This is a genomic window from Pseudomonas citronellolis, from assembly GCF_001586155.1.
Lineage (GTDB): Bacteria > Pseudomonadota > Gammaproteobacteria > Pseudomonadales > Pseudomonadaceae > Pseudomonas > Pseudomonas citronellolis.
The window spans coordinates 2,711,991-2,732,663 of sequence record NZ_CP014158.1; the positions used below are offsets into that span (position 1 = coordinate 2,711,991).

19 protein-coding genes are annotated in these 20,673 nt (G+C 68.5%); 11 read left to right on the forward strand and 8 right to left on the reverse strand.

Features of this window, described 5'->3' with window-relative positions:
- Positions 1-379: 379 nt before the first annotated feature.
- From PcP3B5_RS12070 to PcP3B5_RS12085, 4 genes are all read right to left on the reverse strand, one after another.
- Positions 380-1,579: an MFS transporter gene (locus PcP3B5_RS12070; RefSeq protein WP_082816294.1), complete on the reverse strand. Its 1,200-nt coding sequence runs from the start codon at positions 1,577-1,579 to the stop codon at positions 380-382.
- Positions 1,580-1,848: 269 nt separating this feature from the next.
- Complete coding sequence (locus PcP3B5_RS12075) at positions 1,849-2,406, reverse strand: putative glycolipid-binding domain-containing protein (RefSeq protein WP_061561354.1); 558 nt, start codon at positions 2,404-2,406, stop codon at positions 1,849-1,851.
- The gene (locus tag PcP3B5_RS12080; RefSeq protein WP_009619514.1) at positions 2,403-2,765 is read right to left on the reverse strand and encodes an MmcQ/YjbR family DNA-binding protein; all 363 of its coding nucleotides are present in this window, start codon (positions 2,763-2,765) and stop codon (positions 2,403-2,405) included. Before PcP3B5_RS12080 ends, PcP3B5_RS12075 begins: the two co-directional genes overlap by 4 nt.
- A gap of 13 nt (positions 2,766-2,778) precedes the next feature.
- Positions 2,779-3,057 (reverse strand): peptidylprolyl isomerase, encoded by a 279-nt coding sequence (locus PcP3B5_RS12085; protein ID WP_009619516.1) that lies wholly within the window; start codon positions 3,055-3,057, stop codon positions 2,779-2,781.
- 191 nt (positions 3,058-3,248) lie between these two features.
- Here PcP3B5_RS12085 and PcP3B5_RS12090 point away from each other — a divergent pair, with 191 nt between their 5' ends.
- The 4 genes from PcP3B5_RS12090 (at position 3,249) to PcP3B5_RS12100 (ending at position 6,705) form a co-directional block, all read left to right on the forward strand.
- Positions 3,249-4,451, forward strand: coding sequence for a PilT/PilU family type 4a pilus ATPase (locus PcP3B5_RS12090; protein WP_176707187.1), 1,203 nt, complete (start codon positions 3,249-3,251; stop codon positions 4,449-4,451).
- 239 nt (positions 4,452-4,690) lie between these two features.
- A complete protein-coding gene (locus tag PcP3B5_RS32130) occupies positions 4,691-4,822 on the forward strand; it encodes a hypothetical protein (RefSeq protein WP_374046694.1) in 132 nt (43 codons plus the stop codon).
- A gap of 206 nt (positions 4,823-5,028) precedes the next feature.
- Positions 5,029-5,970 carry an MBL fold metallo-hydrolase gene (locus PcP3B5_RS12095; RefSeq protein ID WP_061561355.1) on the forward strand — a complete coding sequence of 314 codons (942 nt, stop codon included), beginning with the start codon at positions 5,029-5,031 and terminating at the stop codon, positions 5,968-5,970.
- Positions 5,971-6,432: 462 nt separating this feature from the next.
- Entirely contained in the window at positions 6,433-6,705 is a 273-nt protein-coding gene (locus PcP3B5_RS12100) for a hypothetical protein (protein ID WP_009619536.1), read from the forward strand.
- 500 nt (positions 6,706-7,205) lie between these two features.
- Here PcP3B5_RS12100 and PcP3B5_RS12105 read toward each other — a convergent pair whose 3' ends face one another.
- Positions 7,206-8,039 carry an oxidoreductase gene (locus tag PcP3B5_RS12105; protein WP_061561356.1) on the reverse strand — a complete coding sequence of 278 codons (834 nt, stop codon included), beginning with the start codon at positions 8,037-8,039 and terminating at the stop codon, positions 7,206-7,208.
- A 93-nt stretch (positions 8,040-8,132) separates the two neighbouring features.
- Between PcP3B5_RS12105 and PcP3B5_RS12110 the strand changes: the two genes are divergently transcribed.
- Together PcP3B5_RS12110 and PcP3B5_RS12115 are read left to right on the forward strand one after the other, a co-directional pair.
- Positions 8,133-9,077 (forward strand): AraC family transcriptional regulator, encoded by a 945-nt coding sequence (locus PcP3B5_RS12110; protein WP_145923889.1) that lies wholly within the window; start codon positions 8,133-8,135, stop codon positions 9,075-9,077.
- Positions 9,078-9,408: 331 nt separating this feature from the next.
- Positions 9,409-10,338, forward strand: a complete 930-nt coding sequence (locus PcP3B5_RS12115) for an AraC family transcriptional regulator (protein WP_061561358.1) — start codon at positions 9,409-9,411, stop codon at positions 10,336-10,338.
- Positions 10,339-10,374: 36 nt separating this feature from the next.
- On the opposite strand, the gene PcP3B5_RS12120 is transcribed toward PcP3B5_RS12115, so the two are convergent.
- The 3 genes from PcP3B5_RS12120 to PcP3B5_RS12130 form a co-directional block, all read right to left on the reverse strand.
- A complete protein-coding gene (locus PcP3B5_RS12120) occupies positions 10,375-12,294 on the reverse strand; it encodes a tyrosine-protein phosphatase (protein ID WP_061561359.1) in 1,920 nt (639 codons plus the stop codon).
- Between the two features lie 144 nt (positions 12,295-12,438).
- Positions 12,439-12,831 carry a GFA family protein gene (locus PcP3B5_RS12125; RefSeq protein WP_061561360.1) on the reverse strand — a complete coding sequence of 131 codons (393 nt, stop codon included), beginning with the start codon at positions 12,829-12,831 and terminating at the stop codon, positions 12,439-12,441.
- 118 nt (positions 12,832-12,949) lie between these two features.
- Complete coding sequence (locus tag PcP3B5_RS12130) at positions 12,950-13,729, reverse strand: AraC family transcriptional regulator (protein WP_009619550.1); 780 nt, start codon at positions 13,727-13,729, stop codon at positions 12,950-12,952.
- Positions 13,730-14,051: 322 nt separating this feature from the next.
- Here PcP3B5_RS12130 and PcP3B5_RS12135 point away from each other — a divergent pair, with 322 nt between their 5' ends.
- The 5 genes from PcP3B5_RS12135 to PcP3B5_RS12155 all read left to right on the forward strand — a co-directional run bounded on the left by PcP3B5_RS12135 (position 14,052) and on the right by PcP3B5_RS12155 (position 20,620).
- Entirely contained in the window at positions 14,052-15,680 is a 1,629-nt protein-coding gene (locus PcP3B5_RS12135) for an APC family permease (RefSeq protein ID WP_061561361.1), read from the forward strand.
- A gap of 46 nt (positions 15,681-15,726) precedes the next feature.
- Positions 15,727-16,653 carry a 4-hydroxyproline epimerase gene (locus PcP3B5_RS12140; RefSeq protein ID WP_061561362.1) on the forward strand — a complete coding sequence of 309 codons (927 nt, stop codon included), beginning with the start codon at positions 15,727-15,729 and terminating at the stop codon, positions 16,651-16,653.
- Positions 16,654-16,705: 52 nt separating this feature from the next.
- Positions 16,706-17,653, forward strand: a complete 948-nt coding sequence (locus PcP3B5_RS12145) for a dihydrodipicolinate synthase family protein (RefSeq protein ID WP_061561363.1) — start codon at positions 16,706-16,708, stop codon at positions 17,651-17,653.
- 95 nt (positions 17,654-17,748) lie between these two features.
- Complete coding sequence (locus PcP3B5_RS12150; protein ID WP_061561364.1) at positions 17,749-19,338, forward strand: aldehyde dehydrogenase (NADP(+)); 1,590 nt, start codon at positions 17,749-17,751, stop codon at positions 19,336-19,338.
- Complete coding sequence (locus PcP3B5_RS12155) at positions 19,331-20,620, forward strand: NAD(P)/FAD-dependent oxidoreductase (protein WP_043266578.1); 1,290 nt, start codon at positions 19,331-19,333, stop codon at positions 20,618-20,620. The genes PcP3B5_RS12150 and PcP3B5_RS12155 overlap by 8 nt, the downstream gene beginning before the upstream one ends.
- The last annotated feature ends 53 nt before the right edge of the window (positions 20,621-20,673 follow it).

Below are 20,673 nucleotides of genomic sequence, written 5' to 3' on the forward strand. Positions count from 1 at the left end.
GTGATGGGTATCGCTTCGCTCAACGCCATCCTACGAAAAAACGTGCTTTCCCGGAGGTGTAGGATCTCATCCGCGAATCGCGCCGATACGTCCGGCTATCGCGGACAGAGTCCGCTCCTACGGGGATACGCCATGCCTCACGGCGAAACTGTAGGAGCGGGCCCTGCCCGCGAATCGCGCGCAGGGCGCGCTCCTACAATGGGAATGGCGTGGGTGGAGCAGCGGACTCCGTCCGCGATTGGATTCACCGGCCACGCCGGACGCTCCAGTGGCACGAACAGCCCCTCTCCCTCCGGAAGAGGGCTGGGGTGAGGGAGCGAAGCCGGCATTGCGCACCTTCCCCAAACCAACGAATCGCTTAACTGAACAACACCACCGCTCAGACCGAACCCGTTTCACGATTGCGCCTTTGCAACCACAGACTCAGACCCAAGCCGAGCAGCGCAGCGACGCAGGCGAAGGGGAAGATCGAACGGAAGCCCCAGGCAGTGGCGATGGCGCCGGCCACCGGCCCGGTGATGCCCAGGGACACGTCGATGAACAGCGAGTAGGCGCCCAGCGCCGCGCCACGGCTGGAGGCCGGCACCAGGCGCACCGCCTCCACGCCCAGGGCGGGGAACACCAGGGAGAAGCCGAAGCCGGTCAGCGCCGCGCCGGCCAGCGCCGACCAGGGGCCCGGGGCCAGCCACAGCAGGAGCAGGCCGAGGCTTTCCACCAGCAGACAGCCGATGGCCACGGCGAAGCCGCCATGGCGGTTGATGGCGTTGGCGAACAACAGCCGCGCGCCGATGAAGCAGGCGCCGAAGGCGCTCAGGCAGTACACCGCGCCGCCCCAGCTGCGGCTGGCGTAGTACAGGGTGATGAAGGTGGCGATGCAGCCGAAGCCGATGCCGCCCAGGGCCAGCCCGGTGCCGTGGGGCGCCACGCGGCCGAGCACATGGTGGAAGGGCAGGCGCTCGCCGTGGACGATGGCCGCGGCGCGCTTGGGCCAGGCCAGGGCGAAGCCGATGGCCGCCAGCAGCATCACCACCGCGCCCATGCTCCATAGCCCCAGGCCCTGCACCAGCAGCACGCCGAAGGGCGCGCCCACGGCCAGCGCGCCGTAGCTGGCGATGCCGTTCCAGGAGATCACCTTGGCGGTGTGCAGCGAGCCGACGCGGTCGATGCCCCAGCTGATGGCGCCGGTGCCCACCAGGCTCTCGGCGGTGCCGAGGATCATCCGGCCGAGCAGCAGGCAGCCCAGGCTCAGCGCCGGCATGCCCTGCAGCCACACCGAAAGCAGCATCAGCAGGCCGCTGCCGGCGCAGCCGAGCATGCCGTAGAGCACCGCGCGCTTGGGCCCGAGGTTGTCGATCACCTTGCCGGCGTAGGGCCGGGTGAGCAGGGTGGCCAGGTACTGCACGCTGATCACCAGCCCGGCCAGCACCGAGCCGAAGCCCAGCTCGCCATGCACGTAGCCCGGCAGCACGGCCAGGGGGATGCCGATGGTCAGGTAGGCGAGGAAGGTGAACAGCACCACCGACACCACCTCGAGCGTGATGGCGGCGTTGGAGCGGGGCATGGCGGTATCGGCGGACATGGACACGAACAGCGGGGCGGAGAGGGGAGGAACATGATGAACCGCCGCCGGCTTGTAGGAAAGCTAGCTAACGAACTACCTGAGGGGTTTGCACGAAGCCGGGTGTATCGGCGTACAACCGCGAACGGTTGTACGCCCTACGTTACGGGTGAGCTTGGCGTAGGGCGGATAACCGTTCGCGGTTATCCGCCGTTTGACCGTGATCCCCGGCGCGCCCCGGATTCGAGCACGAAGCGCCTGTTCGGGGGCGCTCCGCGTTTACCGGGGAATCAGACGCGCCGGAACAACGTCGGGTAATCCACCACCAGCCCCTGCCCATCCACCTCCAGCAACGCCTGGAAGTCCGTACCCTCCAGGTTGCGGTACAGATAATGATGGGCATCCTGCCGCGTATAACCCTGGCGCATTTTCCTCGGCTGCAACCTTGGAGCCTCCACGTAGACCACCTCCAGCGCCACCGACTGGCCATCGCCCAGGCCCAGGCGGCGGATCGGGAAGGTGTTGGTGAAGGGGCTGGGCCAGATGTCGATGTCCAGGCAGCCGTCCAGTTCCGCCAGCGCAGTGCCGTCACCCAGCGTCCAGCGGCCCTGGCCGTCGGCCAGCAGTACCAGATGACGTTGCAGGTGTTCGCCTTCCACCAGCAGCTCGGCCTCGCGCAGGCGCCAGTCGGTGTCCCATTCCAGGCGGTATTCCAGTTGGTAGGGCGGTTGGCCGTCGGCGGCGGCCACGCGCAACTGGCTGTCGGCGCGGCCGTCCTGCAGCAGCAGACGCTCCCAACTGGCCGGCGGGGCCTGCCACAGGCCTTCCCAGGTGAGCTGGCGGTTCATGCCGGGTCCAGCAGCAGGCCCAGGCGCAGGCGCTTGGGCAGGCGGGCGACCACCAGTTGGTGCGAGCGGGTGAGGGCCTCGCGCAACTCGTCGGCGCCCATGGGGTAGGGGCGCTGCATGGCGATCCAGTGGGCGCGGGCCAGGTAGGGCGCGGGGCGGATGCCGGGGCGGTCGACGAAGCCGAGGAAGAGTTCCGGGCCCACCTTGAAGGCCAGGCCGCCGCGGCCCTCGTCGAGGAAGTCGAGGATGGCGAACATCTTGTTGCCGGCCACCGAGAACACCCGGTTGCTGCCCCACTTGAGGTCTTCGCGGGCGCCGGGCAATTGCAGGCAGAAGCGGGCGATCTGGTCGGGCGTCATGGGTTCTCCGGCGTCAGTCGCGGAAATAGACCTGCACCAGATGGTAGCCGAACTGGCTTTTCACCGGGCCGTGGACGACGTTCAGCGGCTTCTTGAACACCACCGCGTCGACGCTGCGCACTAACTGCCCGGGGCGCAGCTCGCCGAGGTCGCCGCCGCGCTTGCCGGAGGGGCAGGTGGAGTGCTTCTTCGCCAGGGCGGCGAAGTCTTCCCCCTTGGCCAGGCGCTGCTTGAGCTGCTCGGCCTCGGCGGCGGTCTTGACCAGGATGTGGCGGGCCATGGCGACGGGCATGGAAGGTTCTCGGCTGAAGGAAATGGCCGATTGTACTCCCGCTCGGTCGCCCGCGAGGCAGTGACGTACATCGCATTTTTCCGGGGCTGGCATTGTGCCTGTCTGACGGCCTACCTAGAGTCTGATGATTATTCCTACAAGCGCTTGCCTGTCGTGGGCAGCGCCTCCCCTAGCGTGCGGATGCAGTACAGATGGAAATCCAAGCGATGCTGCGGATCCTGTCCAGCCAGGACGGTTCCGACCTTTACCTTTCCACCGGCGCGCCGCCCTGCGCCAAGTTCAACGGCGTGCTCAAGCCGCTGTCCAGCGAACCGCTGAAGGCCGGCGACGTGGCGCGCATCGCCGACGCCATCATGGACGAGGAACAGAAGGCCGAATTCGAGCGCGAGCTGGAGATGAACCTGGCGATCTCGGTCGCCGGCGTCGGGCGCTTCCGCATCAACATCTTCAAGCAGCGCAACGAGGTGTCCATCGTCGCGCGCAACATCAAGCTGGACATCCCGTTGTTCGAAGACCTGAAGCTGCCCGAGGTGCTGCTCAAGGTGGTGATGGAGAAGCGCGGCCTGGTGCTCTTCGTCGGCGGCACCGGCTCGGGCAAGTCGACCTCCCTGGCGGCGCTGATCGACCACCGCAACCGCAACAGCGGCGGGCACATCATTACCATCGAGGACCCCATCGAGTACGTGCACCGGCACCGCAAGTCGATCATCAACCAGCGCGAGGTGGGGGTGGACACCCGCAGCTTCCACGCCGCGCTGAAGAACACCCTGCGCCAGGCGCCGGACGTGATCCTGATCGGCGAAATCCGCGACCGCGAGACCATGGAGCACGCCCTGGCCTTCGCCGACACCGGGCACCTGGCGATCTCCACCCTGCACGCCAATAACGCCAACCAGGCGCTGGACCGCATCATCAACTTCTTCCCGGAAGAGCGCCGGCCGCAACTGCTCAACGACCTGGGCAACAACCTCAAGGCCTTCGTTTCACAGCGCCTGGTGCGCACCCAGGACGGCAAGCGCCGCGCCGCGGTGGAGGTGCTGCTGGGCACCGCGACCATCAGCGACATCATCAAGCGCGGCGACTTCAGTTCGATCAAGGAGATCATGGACAAGTCCCGCGCCCTGGGCATGCAGACCTTCGACCAGGCGCTGTTCGACCTGGCGGTGGAAGGCGCGATCAGCGAGGAAGAGGCGGTGAAGAACGCCGACTCGGCGAACAACCTGCGGCTGAAGCTCAAGCTGCACCGGGACAACCCGGCCGCGGCCCAGACCCAGGCCGCCAGCGCCCAGCCGGCAACCCCGGCCGCGCCCGCGGTGGAAGCCTCCAGCTGGGGCCTGGAACTGGCCCTGGAAGAGATCAAGGCCGAGGACGAGGAAGACAAGAAGGGCGGTTGAAGGGTGGGCGAGGCGTAGGGCGAATAACCGTTCGCGGGTATCCGCCGTTTGACCTTGACCCCCGGCGCGCCGCCGCATCAGCCATGGCGCGCCAATAAATGTAGGAGCGCGCCCTGCGCGCGAATCTCCTACAGGAGGGCTCGGAGGTGGGCGCATTGTAGGCGCGAGCTTGCTCGCGAACAGATTCCGCTGCGGGGTTCATTCGCGAGCAAGCTCGCTCCTACGCGGTGGATTCCGACGTGGACTTCAAGCGCCTGTCCGAGGCCGGCGTGGACGGCTTCTTCACCAACCGCGCCGACCGCCTGCTGGCCTTCTACGGGCGCCCGGCCGCCAAGTCGGTGGGGGAGATACTGGCGGGGCTGGGCTACTGATAGAAATACCTTCGTATATCCCCCCGCCACAGAGGTATGGCCCCGCCGTCCCGATGGAGAAGTGCGCCAGGAAGTCCCCCTCAATAGCATGGACTCACAGCGGACGATTCGCTGCAACGGCCCTGCATTTCGGTGCTTGCCTATCGCCCAGCCGAGCCCGAAGGAACGACTTCCAGGTTATTGGCCACTTCTTCCGAGGAAACGTCATGAACATGCATCTGAACTATTCCGTCCAAAAGAATTCCGCCCCAAAGAATGCACAACACCAGGAGAGGGAAGAGCTGGTGCCTTCGCGCTATGCGCTGCGGGTCGGCGAGATCGACGTGCTGGTGGTCAGCGATGGGGTGCTGCCGCTGCCGACCGCGACCATGTCCACCAATGCCGAGCCGGCCGCCCGCGCGGCCTGGTTCAAGGACATGTTCCTGGGCCCGGAGGCGTTCGACTGGGCCCTGAACGTGCTGGTGGTGCGCAGCGGCGAGCAGACCATTCTGGTCGACGCCGGCCTGGGCGGGCAGTTCCCCGGTTTTCCGCGGGCCGGGCAGTTCCCCCGGCGCCTGGAGGCGGCCGGTATCGACCTGGCGTCGGTGACCGACGTGGTGATCACCCACATGCACATGGACCATATCGGCGGGCTGCTCGTCGACGAGGTGAAGAACCGGCTGCGCCCGGATGTGCGCATCCACGTCGCGGCCACCGAGGTGGCGTTCTGGGCGGCGCCCGATTTCTCCCTCACCTCCATGCCGGCGCCGGTGCCGGACGTCCTGCGCGCGACTGCCGGGCAGTTCATGGAGGCATACCGCGACAAGCTGCATACCTTCGAGGATGAGCACGAGGTGGCGCCGGGCGTGGTCGCCAGGCTCACCGGCGGCCACACGCCGGGGCATAGCGTGGTCCATGTCACGTCTGCCGGCGAGCGCCTGACCTTCGCCGGCGACGCCCTGTTCCCGGTGGCCTTCGATCACCCCGACTGGCACAACGGCTTCGAGCACGACCCCGAGGAATCGGTGCGCGTGCGCGTCCGTCTTATGCAGGAGGCGGCGGCCAGCGGCGAGCTGCTGGTGGCCACGCACCTGCCGTTCCCCTCCGTTGGCCGGGTGGCCGTCGACGGCGATGCCTTCCGTTGGATTGCGGCCTTCTGGGATTACTGACGGTCCGGCCCGCCCGGATGGGCTGCACACCTTCACCGGCCAGGAGCCCGGCGCCGGCCCGCTCCTGGCCTTCATGGATTCTCCTGAAATTTCCCACCCACATTCTCCCTTGTGAGCCTACAAGCCCCCTCGCTAGATTCCCTTCCGCCACGGTCAATCCCGTGGCCCGGATCGCAGTCCGGTACTGTTCAAAGCACACGTAGCGCCACCGCACCTTGCACAGGCGCTTTTTTGCGCCTGCTGCTTGGTGCAGCTATGGCGGATCGTGTGGGGCAGGCTACGGCCTGGCCGGGCACTGCTTTGAACAGCCGGTACTGCGACCCCGCACGATCCGCCACCCATTCCCGGGTTGGCGGCTCCTTCCTCCGTACTAAGGAGCAATGGAAATGCCGTATCACTTCGTGTCTGTCGTGTATCCCCCGTTGTCCCATTCGTCCTTCGCCTTCCCCCGGGAGGTGCGCCATGGCTGATCGCAGGCTGGTTGCGTTGCAGGCCCAGGCGTCCGAGGGCGTGCTCTATGTCGATACCGCCGCGCCGGCGGAGCATATCTACGATGTGGCCGAACGCCGGCTGAATGCGCTGGAGGACCTGTTGCGGGTGCTGGAAGTGCATGACGTCGGCGACGTGCTGGTGCACGAGACGTCGCGCCTGGCTTCCGCCCTGGTGCCGCTGGTGGGCGAGGCGCGGCAGTTGTACGGGCTGGCGCGGGAGAAGGCTCTGGTGGCTGGCCGGTAGGAGCAGCAGTCTTGCGCCGAGGCGCTCTTCGTAGGATGGGTTGAGCTTGCGAAACCCATGCGGTTGCGCTGATGGGTATCGCTTCGCTCAACGCCATCCTACGAAAAGCCGTGCTGCCTGGAACCGTAGCGGGCCCTACCCGCGATTCGCGCGCAGGGCGCGCTCCTACAGGGGAATGGCGTGGGTGGGGCGGCGTAGGAGCGAGCTTGCTCGCGAATGGGGTTTACCGGTGGCTTGGGCGTCGGGTTCAAGAGCGCCCGCTCCCCAACCCTCTCCCGCAAGCGGGAGAGGGGGCTGTCCGGCGCGGGCGGGAGGTTCGGCGTCAACCTGTAGCAGCGACTGTCTTGCAGGCCGCGCCGAGGCGCTCTTCGTAGGATGGGTTGAGCCTTGGCGAAACCCATGCGGTCGTGGTGATGGGTATCGCTTCGCTCAACCCATGTCATATCTGCCGGAAGGGGTAGGAGCGGACTCTGTCCGCGATTCGCGTGCAGGCCGACGCCTCATCCATCCGTGGAGCGGGTGGTGGCTTCCCAGGCCGCTATTTCCTTTTCCAGCGCTCCCAGTTTCTGGCGCACCAGGCCGAGTGCATCGCTGCCCAGCAGCAGGTGGGCCGGGGGATTCGCCGAGGCTATCGCTTCCAGCATGGCCCTGGCCGCTTTCCTTGGGTCGCCCAACTGCTTGCCGCTTTTTTCCTGGCGCGCCTGGCGCACGGGGTCGAAGAGTGCGTCGTAGTCGGCGATGCTGCGGGGGCTGCGGACCATGGAGCGGCCAGCCCAGTCGGTGCGGAAGGAGCCGGGCGCGACGGCGGTCACGGCGATGCCGAAGCCTTCGACCTCCTTGCCCACCACTTCTGATATGCCCTCCAGGGCGAACTTGCTGCCGCAGTAGTAGGCAATGCCGGGCAGGGTGATGAAGCCACCCATCGAGGTGATGTTGAGGATATGGCCGCGGCGCCGCTGACGCATGTATGGCAGCACCGCCTTCATCATCGCAACGGCGCCGAACACGTTCACGTCGAACTGCCGGCGCATTTCCGCCAGCGGGGATTCTTCGAGAATGCCTTCGTGACCGTAGCCGGCGCTGTTCACCAGCACATCCAGCGGGCCGACGGTCTTTTCGATCTCGGCGACCAGCGGCTCGATGGCCGCGAAGTCGGTCACGTCCAGCAGGCGCCCCAGCGCCCGGCCGGGGGCCAGGGCTTCGAGCGCAACCCTGGCCTGTTCGCTGCGGACGGTGCCCACCACGCGGTGTCCGTCCGCCAAGGCCTCCTGGGCGAGGGCCAGCCCGAAGCCGCTGCTGGCTCCGGTGATCAACAAGGTTTTGTGAGGTGACATGGCGGTGGCTCCATTTCAGTGGGGATGAGCGCACAATACTTATCCGCCGGCCTGTTTCAGAGACCGCATCTTCTGACTTTATTGCCTAATCCTATGAACCGACATCATCCCCCGGAGCGGGAACGCATGGTCGCCCTGCTAGAGGCGTTGGCCCCCAACGAGGGGTACAACCTCACGTCGCTGGCCAGCGTGCGCATCCTGAGGTCGGACCGGCCCCTGGCGCGGACGCCCGTGCTCTACGACCCCGGCATCGTGATCGTGTGCCAGGGCTACAAGCGCGGGTATTTCGGCGATCAGGTGTATGTGTACGACGAGCAGCATTACCTGGCCGTCGCAGTGCCCGTGCCCTTCACCATGGAAACGGACGCGACGGCCGAGCGCCCGCTGCTGGCCATCTACCTGCACCTGGATTTTCAGCTCGCCGCCGAGCTGATGATCCAGATCGACCAGCAGCAGGCGCCCTCGCCGAAGGAGGCGCCGCGCAGCATGATGTCGAGCCCCATGGATGACGCGCTCGCCGCTTCCGTCCTGCGCTTCCTGGCGGCGCTGAACAACCCGCTGGAGGCGACGGTGCTCGGCCCGGCCTTGCTGCGCGAGCTGTATTTCCGCGTGCTGACCGGCGCCCAGGGCACCGCCATGCGCGCGGCGCTGGCCATGCAGGGGCGGTTCGGGCGGATCGCCAGGGCGCTGCGGCGCATCCACACCGATTACGCGCAGCCGCTCGACTTGCCGCAGCTGGCCGAGGAGGCCGGCATGAGCGTTCCTTCGTTCCACAGCCATTTCAAGGCGATCACCCAGACCTCGCCCATGCAGTACGTGAAGTGCACCCGGTTGCACCAGGCGCGGCTGCTGATCGTGCGCCAGGGCATGACAGCGCAGGCCGCCAGCCATGCCGTGGGCTACGCCAGCCCGTCGCAGTTCAACCGGGAGTTCAAGCGGTTGTTCGGGCGTTCGCCGCAGGCGGAGGCGCGGCGGATGCGGGAGAGTTTTGCGATTCCGCCGGTGCATGGGGAGGGGGTGTATGTGTCTTCCCATTAGGCCGTTCGGCGCAATCGCGGATGGAGTCCGCTCCTACGGGTGCAGGAGAAACGTCGTCGTAGGATGGTGTTGAGCGAAGCGATACCCATCAGCGCAACCGCATGGGTTTCGCAAGCTCAACCCATCCTACGAAAAGCCATGCTCGCTCATGCTGCAGGGGCGGACTTTGGGAGGAGGGCGCGGTATCACATCGTTGTAATCCGCGGCCGCTACCCTGGCGCCCGCATGCTGCCCGCCGCGGTGCGGGCGGCTTCCTGGCATTGCCGGCAGATGGGGCAGGACGGTGGACACAGGTACTTCGCGCAGACCGTTTCTCATCCGTTCCGAGGATATGCACGCCGACGAGTTCGGCGCGCTGTTCACGCGGATGTTCGGCGATCTCTATTCCGGCCTTCCGCCCCTGCGGCGCAAGGTCGCCATCGCCGGCGTATACGGGCGCTACGAGGGCGTCAGCTTCCGGCGCCTGAGCTTTCGCGGCGACTTCCTCACCGCGCTGCCCGACATGGATGACGAGATCACCTTCGTCTTTCCCACCGCCGGGCGCATCGTGTTCAACCAGGCGAGCGAGACCGTGGGCGTGCCCCAGGTCGGCCTGGCCATCGAGAAGGCCGCGGTGCGCTCGGTGGGCTTCGGCGACGGCCATGCGCAGTATGGGCTGTCGGTGCGCCGCGGGCTGTTCGCCAGGCGGCTCGCCACGCTGCTCGGCCGCCCGGTGGTGCGCCCGGTGCGCTTCCAGCCGGTGGTGGACTTGAAGGTGGAAGCCTTCCAGGGGATCAAGGCGATCGTCGGCATGGCCACCGGTGCGGAGTTCGACGCTCTGGCCAGTTCCAGCGCGCTGATGCCCGCCCGCCTGCAGGAGATGCTGGTGGATTCGGTGCTGGAAGCCTGGCCGCACAACTACAGCGAGGCGCTGCGCCGGCCGGGGCCGCTGATTGCGCCGCGCCACGTGAAGCTGGCCGTGGAATACATCCGCGAGCACCCCGACGCCCTGGTCAGCGGCGGCGAGCTGGCGGCGCTGACGAACGTCAGCCTGCGCGCCTTGCAGGAGGGCTTCCGGCGCTTCGTCGGCTGCTCCATCGTCGCCTACCAGCGCCAGGTCCGCCTGGAGCGGGCGTACGACGCGCTGCGCCAGGACGCTTCGCCCTCGGTCAGCGAAATCGCCCTGGGCCTGGGCTTCAGCAACGTCGGCCGCTTCTGCCAGTACTTCCAGGGCGCCTTCGGGCTGAGCCCGGCGGATGTGCGCAAGGGCATCCGCCATTAGCGATGCCCGGCCAGTCGGCCGGGCAGGGGCGGGCGGTCAGAACTGGTAGCTGGCCTTGAGGCTGCCGCTGTAGCCATGGCTGCCGCTGCCGCTCAGGGCGCCGACTTCCGCGCCCAGGCTCAGGTCGCCGAGGCTGGCCATGACGTTCACCGCGCCGCTGAACTGGTCGCGGTTGTCGAAGGCGGCGCGCTGGGCGACGTCCAGGCCCAGCAGGTGGCCTTCGCTGTCGACCTTGTAGTCGCCCAGCGCGTGGTCGTAACCCAGGTCCAGGCCCGGCACCAGTTGCCAGCCGCCGCTCAGGGCGATGGGCATGAAGCTCACCTTCAGGTTGGCGACGGCGCTGCGGCGGGTCTGCTCGATGCCGTCGACGTCCAGGGCCAGTTCGCTGCCTTTTTCCTGGAAGCCGGACAGGTCCAGGTGGCTGATGCGCAGGCCCAGGCTCGGTTCGAGGATCGCGTCGCGCACCGGGATGCGGTAGCCCAGCGCCACGCCGGCGCCGCTGAGGGTGCCGTGGCTGTCGCCCTTGGCGGTGCCCAGGCCGCCGCCCAGCTCGCGCTTGCTGTCGTAGTCGAGCCAGCCGGTGTTCAGGTCGGCGTCGACGAACAGGCCCTGCTCCAGGCTGCCCGGGGCGAAGCGCGCGCCGGCGCGGAGGAAGGTCAGGTCGGTGTCCACCTCGCCACCCGCGCCGCCGACGCTGCCGCGGCTGTAGCCGAAGCCGGCGTTGGCGCTGAGCTGCTCGCTGAAGCGCTGGGTCAGGCCGACCATCAGGCCCTGGGTGTGCTCGTTGCTGCTGGCAGCCTGGGACGAGCCGTCGTTGCCCTGGTAGCCGGCCAGGGCGGTGCTCCACAGGCGGCGCTGGCCGGGCTTGAGGTCGGTGCCGCTGGCGAAGGGCGCGGCGGCCCTGTCGATCAGCGCGTCCTGGCGCAGCAGGTAGCTGGCGGCATCGGCGTGGGCCTGGCCGCCGACGGTGGACTCGACGCCGCCGAGGCTGCCGGCGTCGATGGCCGATTGCAGGTAGTAGTTGTAGGCGCTGTAGGCGCCGGAGAGGCTGCTGTTCTGCAGTTGCTGCAGCAGTTGCGCGCCGGCGGCGGCGTTGCCGGCCAGGCCTTCCATGCCGGGCAGGCTGTTGTAGTAGACCATCTTGCCGCGCAGCACGTAGAGGGTTTCCTGGGACAGGCCCAGGCCTTGCTTGAGGTAGTTGTCCATGCTGCCGTACCGGGCCACCACTTCGTCCAGGCCGGCCTGCAGGTAGCTGGCCTGCACGCCGAGCAGGGGCGCGTAGATGGCGGCCATGCTCGGCGGCAGCGCCGCCAGGGTCGCGGCGATGCGCTGGGCGGTGTAGTCGTTGGTGGCCAGGTAGTTGGCCATGATGGTGGCGTTGTCCACCCCGGCGATGCTCAGCAGCACGGCGGCGGTCCAGCCGGTGCGGTCCTTGCCGGCGGTGCAGTGGAAGAGGGCGGCGCCGTCGGCCACGGCCAGTTCGTTGAACAGCTCGGCGAACTGGCTGCGCATGCCCGCGTCGCTGACGAAGGCGCGGTTGGTTTCTTCCATCATCGCCACCGCCTCGGCGGCGCTGCCGAAGGAGATGTTGGTGACGTTCGCCCCGGAGGTGGTGCTGCCGATGATGTCGATGTTGCGGTAGGCGGCGCCGGCGGGCAGGGTGTCGGGCGTAGCGGCGATTTCGCTGGCGGTGCGCAGGTCGAAAACGTTGCTGATGCCCAGGCCATCGAGCGTGGTCAGGTCCGAGGCCGTGGGCGTCAGCGCGTTGGAGCGGTAGAACACCCCGGAGCGCATGGTGCCGTCGTTGGCGGTGGTGTAGGCGGTGGTGGTTCCGGCGATGTCGCGGAAGTTGTCCATGCCGGTCAGCCGCGGGGTGTCGAGGGTATAGGTCTCGGCGGCGTGGGCGGCGATGGACAGGCTGAGGGCGGACAGGGAGAACAGAACACGATGCAGCACGATGTAGCCTCTTCGAGCGGGTTGGCGGGGCTACTATCGGCATCGTTGCGAACCGGGATATTACAGTTCGTGGCGCCGGGAAAATCACGGCGCGAATTGTCCGTGGGCTGCGTTTTTCGTCCGTTGTGCTGTGGGTGTGGCCGCCTACTCCTCGAAGCGGCCGGTGCCCTCGCGGTCGCGCTCGTAGTGCCTGGCCAGCGGGAACGCCGGCAGCCAGGATTCGCGGCGAAGGGTCCAGAGTTCGTAGGTCGGCACGAACTGGTCCGGGGCATCCAGGGCGCCCAGGTTCACTTCCACCTCGTCGGCGCTGCGCAGGAACACCGGCGAGCCGCAGCGCGGGCAGAAGAAGCGCCCCGCGTAGTCGCGGGTTTCGCCCTCGATGCTTACCGCGGCTTCGGGGAATATCGCCGAGGCGTGGAACAGCGCGCCATGGTGCTTGCGGCAGTCGAGGCAGTGGCAGAGGCCGACCCGGTAGGGGCGCCCCGAGGCCACGAAGCGGACGTTGCCGCACAGGCAACCGCCGGTGAACTGGTCCATGCTGCATCTCCTCTGGAATCGAAGGTTCGGAAGTCCGTCGTGAAAAATAGCAGCCGGGCCGTCGCCGGGTTTCGGCTTCCGACGTTCGTTGCCGGGCGGGGGAGCGGCGGCGAGCCCGCTAGTCTTCGAGGCCGGTCGCCTGGCGGTATTGCCGCGGAGTGAAACCGGTCAGTTGCTTGAACTGCCGGCTGAACGCGCTGTGGTCGGTATAGCCGCACTGCAGGGCGACTTCGGTGATCGGCAGGTCGGTGTGCAGCAGCCGGTGGGCGTGCTCCAGGCGCACCTTGTGGATCAGCTGCCGTGGCGTCAGGTGGAACACGCGCTTGCAGTAGCGCTCGAGCTGGGCCACGGAGAGGTCGGTGATGCGCGTCAGTTCGTCCAGGCTGATGGGCTGGTGGAAGTGCGCGCGGATGTATTCGTCCACCGCGGCAAGGCGCTGGTAGGCCGGGTGGGTGGCGCTGGCCGACTGCAGGTCCACCGAGATGCCCACCAGGCCGATGATCTCGCCGTCGCGGTTGTACAGCGGCCGCTTGTGCGTCAGGCACCAGCCCGGCTCGCGGCTGCCGTACAGGTGCAGTTCCAGTTTGTCTTCCAGTACCTGGCCGTGTTCCAGCACGCGGCGATCCTGCTCGGTATAGCCCGGCCCCAGTTGCGCCGGGAACACCTCGGCGCTGGTCTTGCCCAGCAGCGGCTGCAACTGCTTCAGGCCGCAGCGCTGGACCAGCGTGCGGTTGGCCATGACGTAGCGCGCCTGGGTGTCCTTGATGAAGATCGCGGCATTGGGGATCACGTCCAGCATCGGCAGCAGCATCGACACGCTGGCCAGCAACGCCTCCATGCTCTCCGGGCGCTGCAGTTCATGCCCCTGGCACAGCATGGCGAGCACGTTCTGCGACATGGTTTCCAGCCTCCCGAAAGCCGCCTGGCAACAAGCTGCAGGGCAGCTTGCCGCAAGGCTCGCAGCCTGTCGAGGGTATGCAGAGGCGGCGTGATCCAGGCGCGGACGAGCGGGGCAATTGTGCCGATTTCGTCATTCGTGCTGAAGAAAACCATCAAGCGCGCCGGCGCCGCCCCGGTCCACTCTATGGCCAATGCGTGCAGCCGAACTTCATAGAACAAGCGGTTGCCGCCGGCCGACTCGTCCCTGCGGGCAGCACCCGGAGCGCAGCGTCGAGTGGCAATGCATCTGCCTATCCAACAACGCACAAGAAGGCAACGCCATGTCAGGCAAGTTCAAGAAGCAACTCTCGTTGATGGACCTTACGTTTATCGGGCTGGGAGCCATCTTCGGCTCCGGCTGGTTGTTCGCGGCCAGCCACGTTTCCGCCATCGCCGGCCCGGCAGGGATCTTCTCCTGGCTGCTGGGCGGGTTCGCCGTGCTGCTGCTGGGCATCGTCTACTGCGAGCTGGGGGCGGCCCTGCCGCGCGCCGGTGGCGTGGTGCGCTACCCGGTGTACTCGCACGGCCCGCTGCTGGGCTACCTGATGGGCTTCATCACCCTGATCGCCTTCTCCAGCCTGGTGGCGATCGAGGTCGTCGCCTCCCGCCAGTACGCGGCCGCCTGGTTCCCCGGGCTGACCAAGTCCGGCTCCAGCGACCCCACGGCCATCGGCTGGCTGGTGCAGTTCGGCCTGCTTTGTCTGTTCTTCCTGCTCAACTACCGCAGCGTGAAGACTTTCGCCAAGGCCAACAACCTGATCAGCATGTTCAAGTTCATCGTGCCGCTGCTGGTCATCGGCGTGCTGTTCTGCTTCTTCAAGCCGGAGAACTTCTCGGCCCAGGGCTTCGCGCCCTTCGGCCTGTCGGGCGTGGAGATGGCGGTTTCCGCCGGTGGCGTCATCTTCGCCTACCTGGGGCTGACGCCGATCATCTCGGTGGCCAGCGAGGTGAAGAACCCGCAGCGCACCATCCCCTTCGCGCTGATCCTTTCCGTGCTGCTCTCCACGGCCATCTACGTGCTGCTGCAAACGGCCTTCCTCGGCGGCGTGCCCACGGAAATGCTGGCCAACGGCTGGGCCAGCGTGTCCAGGCAACTGGCCCTGCCTTACCGCGACATTGCCCTGGCCCTTGGGGTGGGTTGGCTGGCCTACCTGGTGGTGGCCGATGCGGTGATATCCCCCAGCGGCTGCGGCAACATCTACATGAACGCCACCCCGCGGGTGATCTATGGCTGGGCGCAGACCGGGACCTTCTTCAAGCTGTTCACCCGCGTCGACGAGAAGTCCGGCATCCCGCGCCCGGCGCTGTGGCTGACCTTCGGCCTGTCGGTGTTCTGGACCCTACCGTTCCCCTCCTGGGAAGCGCTGATCAACGTGGTGTCGGCCGCGCTGGTGCTCAGCTACGCCGTGGCGCCGGTCTCGGTGGCCGCCCTGCGCCGCAGCGCGCCCGGCATGCCGCGCCCGTTCCTGGTCAAGGGCATGGGCGTGCTCGGCCCGCTGTCCTTCATCATCGCCGCGCTGATCGTCTACTGGTCGGGCTGGGGCACGGTGTCCTGGCTGCTCGGCCTGCAGATGCTGATGTTCGTGGTGTACCTGCTGTGCGGCCGCTTCGTGCCGACCCGCCACCTGGACCTGCGCCAGCAGGTGCGCTCCTCGGCCTGGCTGATCGGCTTCTATGCCGTGACCATCGTGCTGTCCTGGCTCGGCAGCTTCGGTGGCATCGGCGTGCTCGGCCACCCGTTCGACACCCTGGCCGTGGCCGCCTGCGCCATGGGCATCTACTACTGGGGCGCGGCCACCGGCGTGCCTGCCCACCTGGTTCGCCTGAGCGGCGACGATGAAAGCGACGCCGAGGCCGACGTGGCCGGCGACCAGCGCCCCCTGGGCGGCTACGCCCAGGCTTCGTCCTGACGGCCCGCGCCCTCAACGCCTTCGGGCTCTCTTACTGGACGGCTACATGAAACGCGTACACATCATCGACTCCCACACCGGCGGCGAACCCACCCGCCTGGTGATGAAAGGCTTCCCCGAGCTGGCCGGCGCCAGCCTGGCCGAGAAGCGCAACGCCCTGCGCGAGCAGCATGACCACTGGCGCCGCGCCTGCCTGCTGGAACCGCGCGGCAACGACGTGCTGGTGGGCGCGCTGTATTGCGAGCCGGTGTCGGCGGACGCCACCTGCGGGGTGATCTTCTTCAACAACGCCGGCTACCTGAACATGTGCGGCCACGGCACCATCGGCCTGGTCGCCTCGCTGCAGCACCTGGGGCTGATCGGCCCGGGCGTGCACAAGATCGACACCCCGGTGGGCCCGGTCAGCGCCACCCTGCACGAGGACGGCGCCGTCACCATCGGCAACGTGCCGGCCTACCGCTACCGCCGGCAGGTGCCGGTGGAGGTGCCCGGCCATGGCCGGGTGTACGGCGACATCGCCTGGGGCGGCAACTGGTTCTTCCTGGTATCCGAGCATGGCCAGCGGCTGGCGCTGGACAACGTCGAGGCGCTGACCGACTTCACCTGGGCGCTGCTCCAGGCCCTGGAGGCCCAGGGCATCCACGGCGAAGGCGGCGCGCCGATCGACCACGTCGAGCTGTTCGCCGACGACGAGGAGGCCGACAGCCGCAACTTCGTCATGTGCCCGGGCAAGGCCTACGACCGTTCGCCCTGCGGCACCGGCACCAGCGCCAAGCTGGCGTGCCTGGCCGCCGACGGCAAGCTGGCCCCCGGGCAGGCCTGGGTGCAGGCCGGCATCACCGGCAGCCGTTTCGAAGGCCGCTACGAATGGGAAGGCGAGCGCATCCGCCCGTTCATCACCGGCCGCGCCTACATGACCGCCGACAGCACCCTGCTGATCGACGAACAGGACCCCTTCGCGTGGGGCATCTGAGCCCCCACGCCGTTTTTCCCTACCCGAACGAGTGCTTCAAGGAGCCCGAACAATGAGCGACAACATCTTCACCGGCTGCATCCCCGCGCTGATGACCCCCTGCACCGCCCAGCGCAAGCCGGACTTCGACGCCCTGGTCGCCAAGGGCCGCGAGCTGATCGACGTCGGCATGAGCTCGGTGGTGTACTGCGGCTCCATGGGTGACTGGCCGCTGCTCACCGAGGCCGAGCGCCAGGAGGGCGTGGCGCGCCTGGTGGCCGCCGGCGTGCCGACCATCGTCGGCACCGGCGCGGTCAACACCCGCGAGGCGGTGTCCCACGCGGCGCATGCCGCCAGGGTCGGCGCCCACGGCCTGATGGTGATTCCCCGCGTGCTCTCCCGCGGCGCCTCGCCGGCCGCGCAGAAGGCCCACTTCTCCGCCATCCTCGCGGCCGCCCCGGAACTGCCGGCGGTGATCTACAACAGCCCCTACTACGGCTTCGCCACCCGCGCCGACCTGTTCTTCGAACTGCGCCGCGAGTTCCCCAACCTGATCGGCTTCAAGGAGTTCGGCGGCGGCGCCGACCTGCGCTACGCGGCCGAGAACATCACCTCCCAGGACGACGAGGTGACGCTCATGGTCGGTGTCGACACCCAGGTGGTCCACGGTTTCGTCAACTGCAACGCCACCGGAGCCATCACCGGCATCGGTAATGCCCTGCCGCGCGAAGTGCTGCAACTGGTGGCCCTGAGCAGGCAGGCCGCCAAGGGCGACGTCAAGGCGCGCCGCCTGGCCGGCGAGCTGGAGGCGGCGCTGGCGGTGCTTTCCTCCTTCGACGAGGGTTGCGACCTGGTGCTGTACTACAAGCACCTGATGGTGCTCAACGGCGACAGGGAATACAGCCTGCACTTCAACGAAACCGACGTGCTCAGCGAGGCCCAGCGCCGCTACGCCGAGAACCAGTACGCGCTGTTCCGCCAGTGGTACGCCAACTGGTCGGCCGAGCAGAACCTCGCCTGAACCGGCCGGCGGCGGGGCCCGATGCCCCGCCGCGATCCGCCCCCTGCGCGACGGGCGTCGCGCAGGGGGCCCACTTTCTTGATCCAGGACGCACCATGAACCTGACAGGCAGCATGCTGATCGGCCAGCAGGCGGTCGCCGGGCGCCGCGAGGCGACCCGGGCCATCGACCCGGCCACCAATGAACCCCTCCAGCCGCCCTATGCCGGCGGCACCGGCGAGCAGGTGGAGCAGGCCTGCGCCCTGGCCTGGGCCGCCTTCGACCGCTACCGCGAAACCTCCCTGGAGGCGCGCGCCGGCTTCCTTGAAACCATCGCCGAGGAGATCGAGGCCCTGGGCGAGCAACTGATCGAGCGCACGATGGCCGAGACCGGCCTGCCGCGCCAGCGCATCCAGGGCGAGCGTGGCCGCACCTGCCAGCAGTTGCGCACCTTCGCCCGCACCGTGCGCGCCGGCGAGTGGCTGGACGTGCGGGTGGACAGGGCGCTGCCCGAGCGCCAGCCGCTGCCGCGCCCGGACCTGCGCCAGCGCCAGGTGCCGCTGGGACCGGTGGCCGTGTTCGGCGCCAGCAACTTCCCGCTGGCCTTCTCCGTTGCCGGCGGCGATACCGCCTCGGCCCTGGCCGCTGGCTGCCCGGTGGTGGTCAAGGCCCATGGCGCCCACCCCGGCACCAGCGAACTGGTGGGGCGCGCCGTGGCCCGCGCTGTGGCCAGGTGCGCCTTGCCGGATGGCGTCTTCTCGCTGCTGTTCGGCTCCGGCCGCGAGGTCGGCACTGCCCTGGTGGCCGACCCGCGCATCAAGGCGGTGGGCTTCACCGGCTCGCGCAGCGGCGGCCTGGCCCTGTGCCGGGTGGCCCAGGCCCGCCCGGAGCCGATCCCGGTGTATGCGGAGATGAGTTCGATCAACCCGGTGTTCCTCTTCCCCGCGGCCCTGCAGGCGCGCGGCGAGGCGTTGGCGCAGGGCTTCGTCGCCTCGCTGACCCAGGGCGCCGGCCAGTTCTGCACCAACCCGGGCCTGGTGGTCGCCCGCCAGGGGCCGGCGCTGGAGCGCTTCATCGCCGCGGCCGCCGAGCGGGTGCGGCGCAGCCCGGCGCAGACCATGCTGACGCCGGGGATCTTCCAGGCCTTCGAAGCCGGCGTCGCTGCGTTGGCCGGGCAGGCCCAGGCGCGTGTCCTGGCGAAGGGCCTGGAAGGCGAGGGGCCCAACCAGGGCCAGGCCCATCTGTTCGCGACCCGGGCGCAGGCGTTCCTCGCCGAGCCGGCGTTGCAGGCCGAGGTGTTCGGCGCCGCGTCGCTGATCGTGGAGTGCGCCGACGACGAGCAGGTGCGCCAGGTCGCCGAGCACCTGGAAGGCCAGCTAACCGCGACCTTGCACCTCGACGAGGCCGACCTGGACAGCGCCCGTGCGCTGCTGCCGACCCTGGAGCGCAAGGCCGGTCGCCTCTTGGTCAACGGCTGGCCGACTGGCGTGGAGGTGTGCGATGCCATGGTCCATGGCGGCCCCTTCCCGGCCACCTCGGATACGCGCACCACCTCGGTCGGCACCGCGGCCATCCTGCGTTTCCTGCGCCCGGTCTGCTACCAGGACTTCCCCGACGCCCTGCTGCCCGCCGCGCTGCGCCACGGCAACCCGCTGCAGTTGCGCCGCCTGCTCGATGGCCAGAGGGAAGCCCGGGAACATGCGTGACGTCCAGGCTTCGAACGGCCCGCAACCCCAGGCGGACATCGCCGTGATCGGCGCCGGCATCGTCGGCGTCGCCTGCGCCTTGCAACTGGCGCGCCAGGGGCTGCGGGTGCAGGTCGTCGACCAGCAGGCGCCGGGGCAGGGTGCCTCGTTCGGCAATGCCGGGCACCTGGCCACCGAGCAGGTGTTCCCCATCGCCGACCTGTCGATCCTCAGGCGCCTGCCGGCCATGCTCATGGACCCCATGGGCCCGCTACGCCTGGACTGGAAGTACCTGCCGCATGCTCTGCCATGGTTCGTGCGGCTGCTGCTGAACCTGCGCCCGGCGCCGTTCCGCCGCACCGTCGCCGGTATCCGCGCGCTCAACGAGGGCAGCCTGGAGGCCTGGCGGCGGATGTTGGCGGCCATCGGGCGCCCCGGCCTGTTGAAGGAGGACGGTTCCTTGCTGGTGTTCGAGCGCGCCGAGTCGCGCCAGGCGCTGGACGCGCTGCAGGCGCGCATGCGCCAGCAGGCGGTGCCGGTCGACTTCTGGCCCGCCCAGGCCGTGCGCGCCGCCGCCCCGCAACTCAGCGAGCGCCTGCTGGGCGGGCTGTTCTTTCCGCGCACGGGGCATTTCATCGACCCCTACCTCGTGGTCCGCGAACTGGTGGACGCCGCCCGTGCCCTGGGCGTGCAGTTCCTCCAGCGCAAGGTTCTCGGCGGGCAACTGCGGCAGGACGGCGTGGCGCTGGCCACGGCGGAAGGCGGCCTGCGGGCCCGCCAGGTGCTGATCGCCTGCGGCGCCCACTCGGCCGGGCTCACCGCGGCGCTGACCGGCCGCAAGGTACCCCTGGACACCGAGCGCGGCTATCACCTGATGCTGCCCCACGAGCACGATCGCCTGCCGTTCGCCGTCACCTCGCTGGAACGCCGGTTCATCATGACGCCCATGGCCGACGGCCTGAGGCTGGCCGGCACCGTGGAGTTCGCCGGCCTCGAAAGCCCGCCGAGTATGGAGCGCGCCTGGCAACTGCACCGGCTCAGCAAGGGCCTGTTCGGCCGCGACCTGAGCGCCGAGGCGGCCACGCCCTGGATGGGCATGCGCCCGTCGCTGCCGGACTCGCTGCCGATCATCGACCGGGTGTGCGAGGGCAGGGTGCTGCTCGCCTTCGGCCACCAGCACCTGGGCCTGACCCAGGCGGCGATCACCGCCGAGCATGTCGCCCGGCTGGCAACCGTGCCGGCAACGGGCAATGCGCCGCACGGCCTGCCGGGGCTCGACGCCTACAGGTTGGATCGGTTCTGACCCCTGGCCGGGGCCGCGGGACAGGTGCGGCCTCGCCAGCGTGACCCGGCGAA

Coding starts and splice junctions, on each gene's coding strand:
- PcP3B5_RS12070 (WP_082816294.1), bottom strand. CDS start 1,579: ATGTCCGCCGATACCGCCATGCCCCGCTCCAACGCCGCCATCACGCTC.
- PcP3B5_RS12075 (WP_061561354.1), bottom strand. CDS start 2,406: ATGAACCGCCAGCTCACCTGGGAAGGCCTGTGGCAGGCCCCGCCGGCC.
- PcP3B5_RS12080 (WP_009619514.1), bottom strand. CDS start 2,765: ATGACGCCCGACCAGATCGCCCGCTTCTGCCTGCAATTGCCCGGCGCC.
- PcP3B5_RS12085 (WP_009619516.1), bottom strand. CDS start 3,057: ATGCCCGTCGCCATGGCCCGCCACATCCTGGTCAAGACCGCCGCCGAG.
- PcP3B5_RS12090 (WP_176707187.1), top strand. CDS start 3,249: ATGGAAATCCAAGCGATGCTGCGGATCCTGTCCAGCCAGGACGGTTCC.
- PcP3B5_RS12095 (WP_061561355.1), top strand. CDS start 5,029: ATGAACATGCATCTGAACTATTCCGTCCAAAAGAATTCCGCCCCAAAG.
- PcP3B5_RS12100 (WP_009619536.1), top strand. CDS start 6,433: ATGGCTGATCGCAGGCTGGTTGCGTTGCAGGCCCAGGCGTCCGAGGGC.
- PcP3B5_RS12105 (WP_061561356.1), bottom strand. CDS start 8,039: ATGTCACCTCACAAAACCTTGTTGATCACCGGAGCCAGCAGCGGCTTC.
- PcP3B5_RS12110 (WP_145923889.1), top strand. CDS start 8,133: ATGAACCGACATCATCCCCCGGAGCGGGAACGCATGGTCGCCCTGCTA.
- PcP3B5_RS12115 (WP_061561358.1), top strand. CDS start 9,409: ATGCACGCCGACGAGTTCGGCGCGCTGTTCACGCGGATGTTCGGCGAT.
- PcP3B5_RS12125 (WP_061561360.1), bottom strand. CDS start 12,831: ATGGACCAGTTCACCGGCGGTTGCCTGTGCGGCAACGTCCGCTTCGTG.
- PcP3B5_RS12130 (WP_009619550.1), bottom strand. CDS start 13,729: ATGTCGCAGAACGTGCTCGCCATGCTGTGCCAGGGGCATGAACTGCAG.
- PcP3B5_RS12135 (WP_061561361.1), top strand. CDS start 14,052: ATGTCAGGCAAGTTCAAGAAGCAACTCTCGTTGATGGACCTTACGTTT.
- PcP3B5_RS12140 (WP_061561362.1), top strand. CDS start 15,727: ATGAAACGCGTACACATCATCGACTCCCACACCGGCGGCGAACCCACC.
- PcP3B5_RS12145 (WP_061561363.1), top strand. CDS start 16,706: ATGAGCGACAACATCTTCACCGGCTGCATCCCCGCGCTGATGACCCCC.
- PcP3B5_RS12150 (WP_061561364.1), top strand. CDS start 17,749: ATGAACCTGACAGGCAGCATGCTGATCGGCCAGCAGGCGGTCGCCGGG.
- PcP3B5_RS12155 (WP_043266578.1), top strand. CDS start 19,331: ATGCGTGACGTCCAGGCTTCGAACGGCCCGCAACCCCAGGCGGACATC.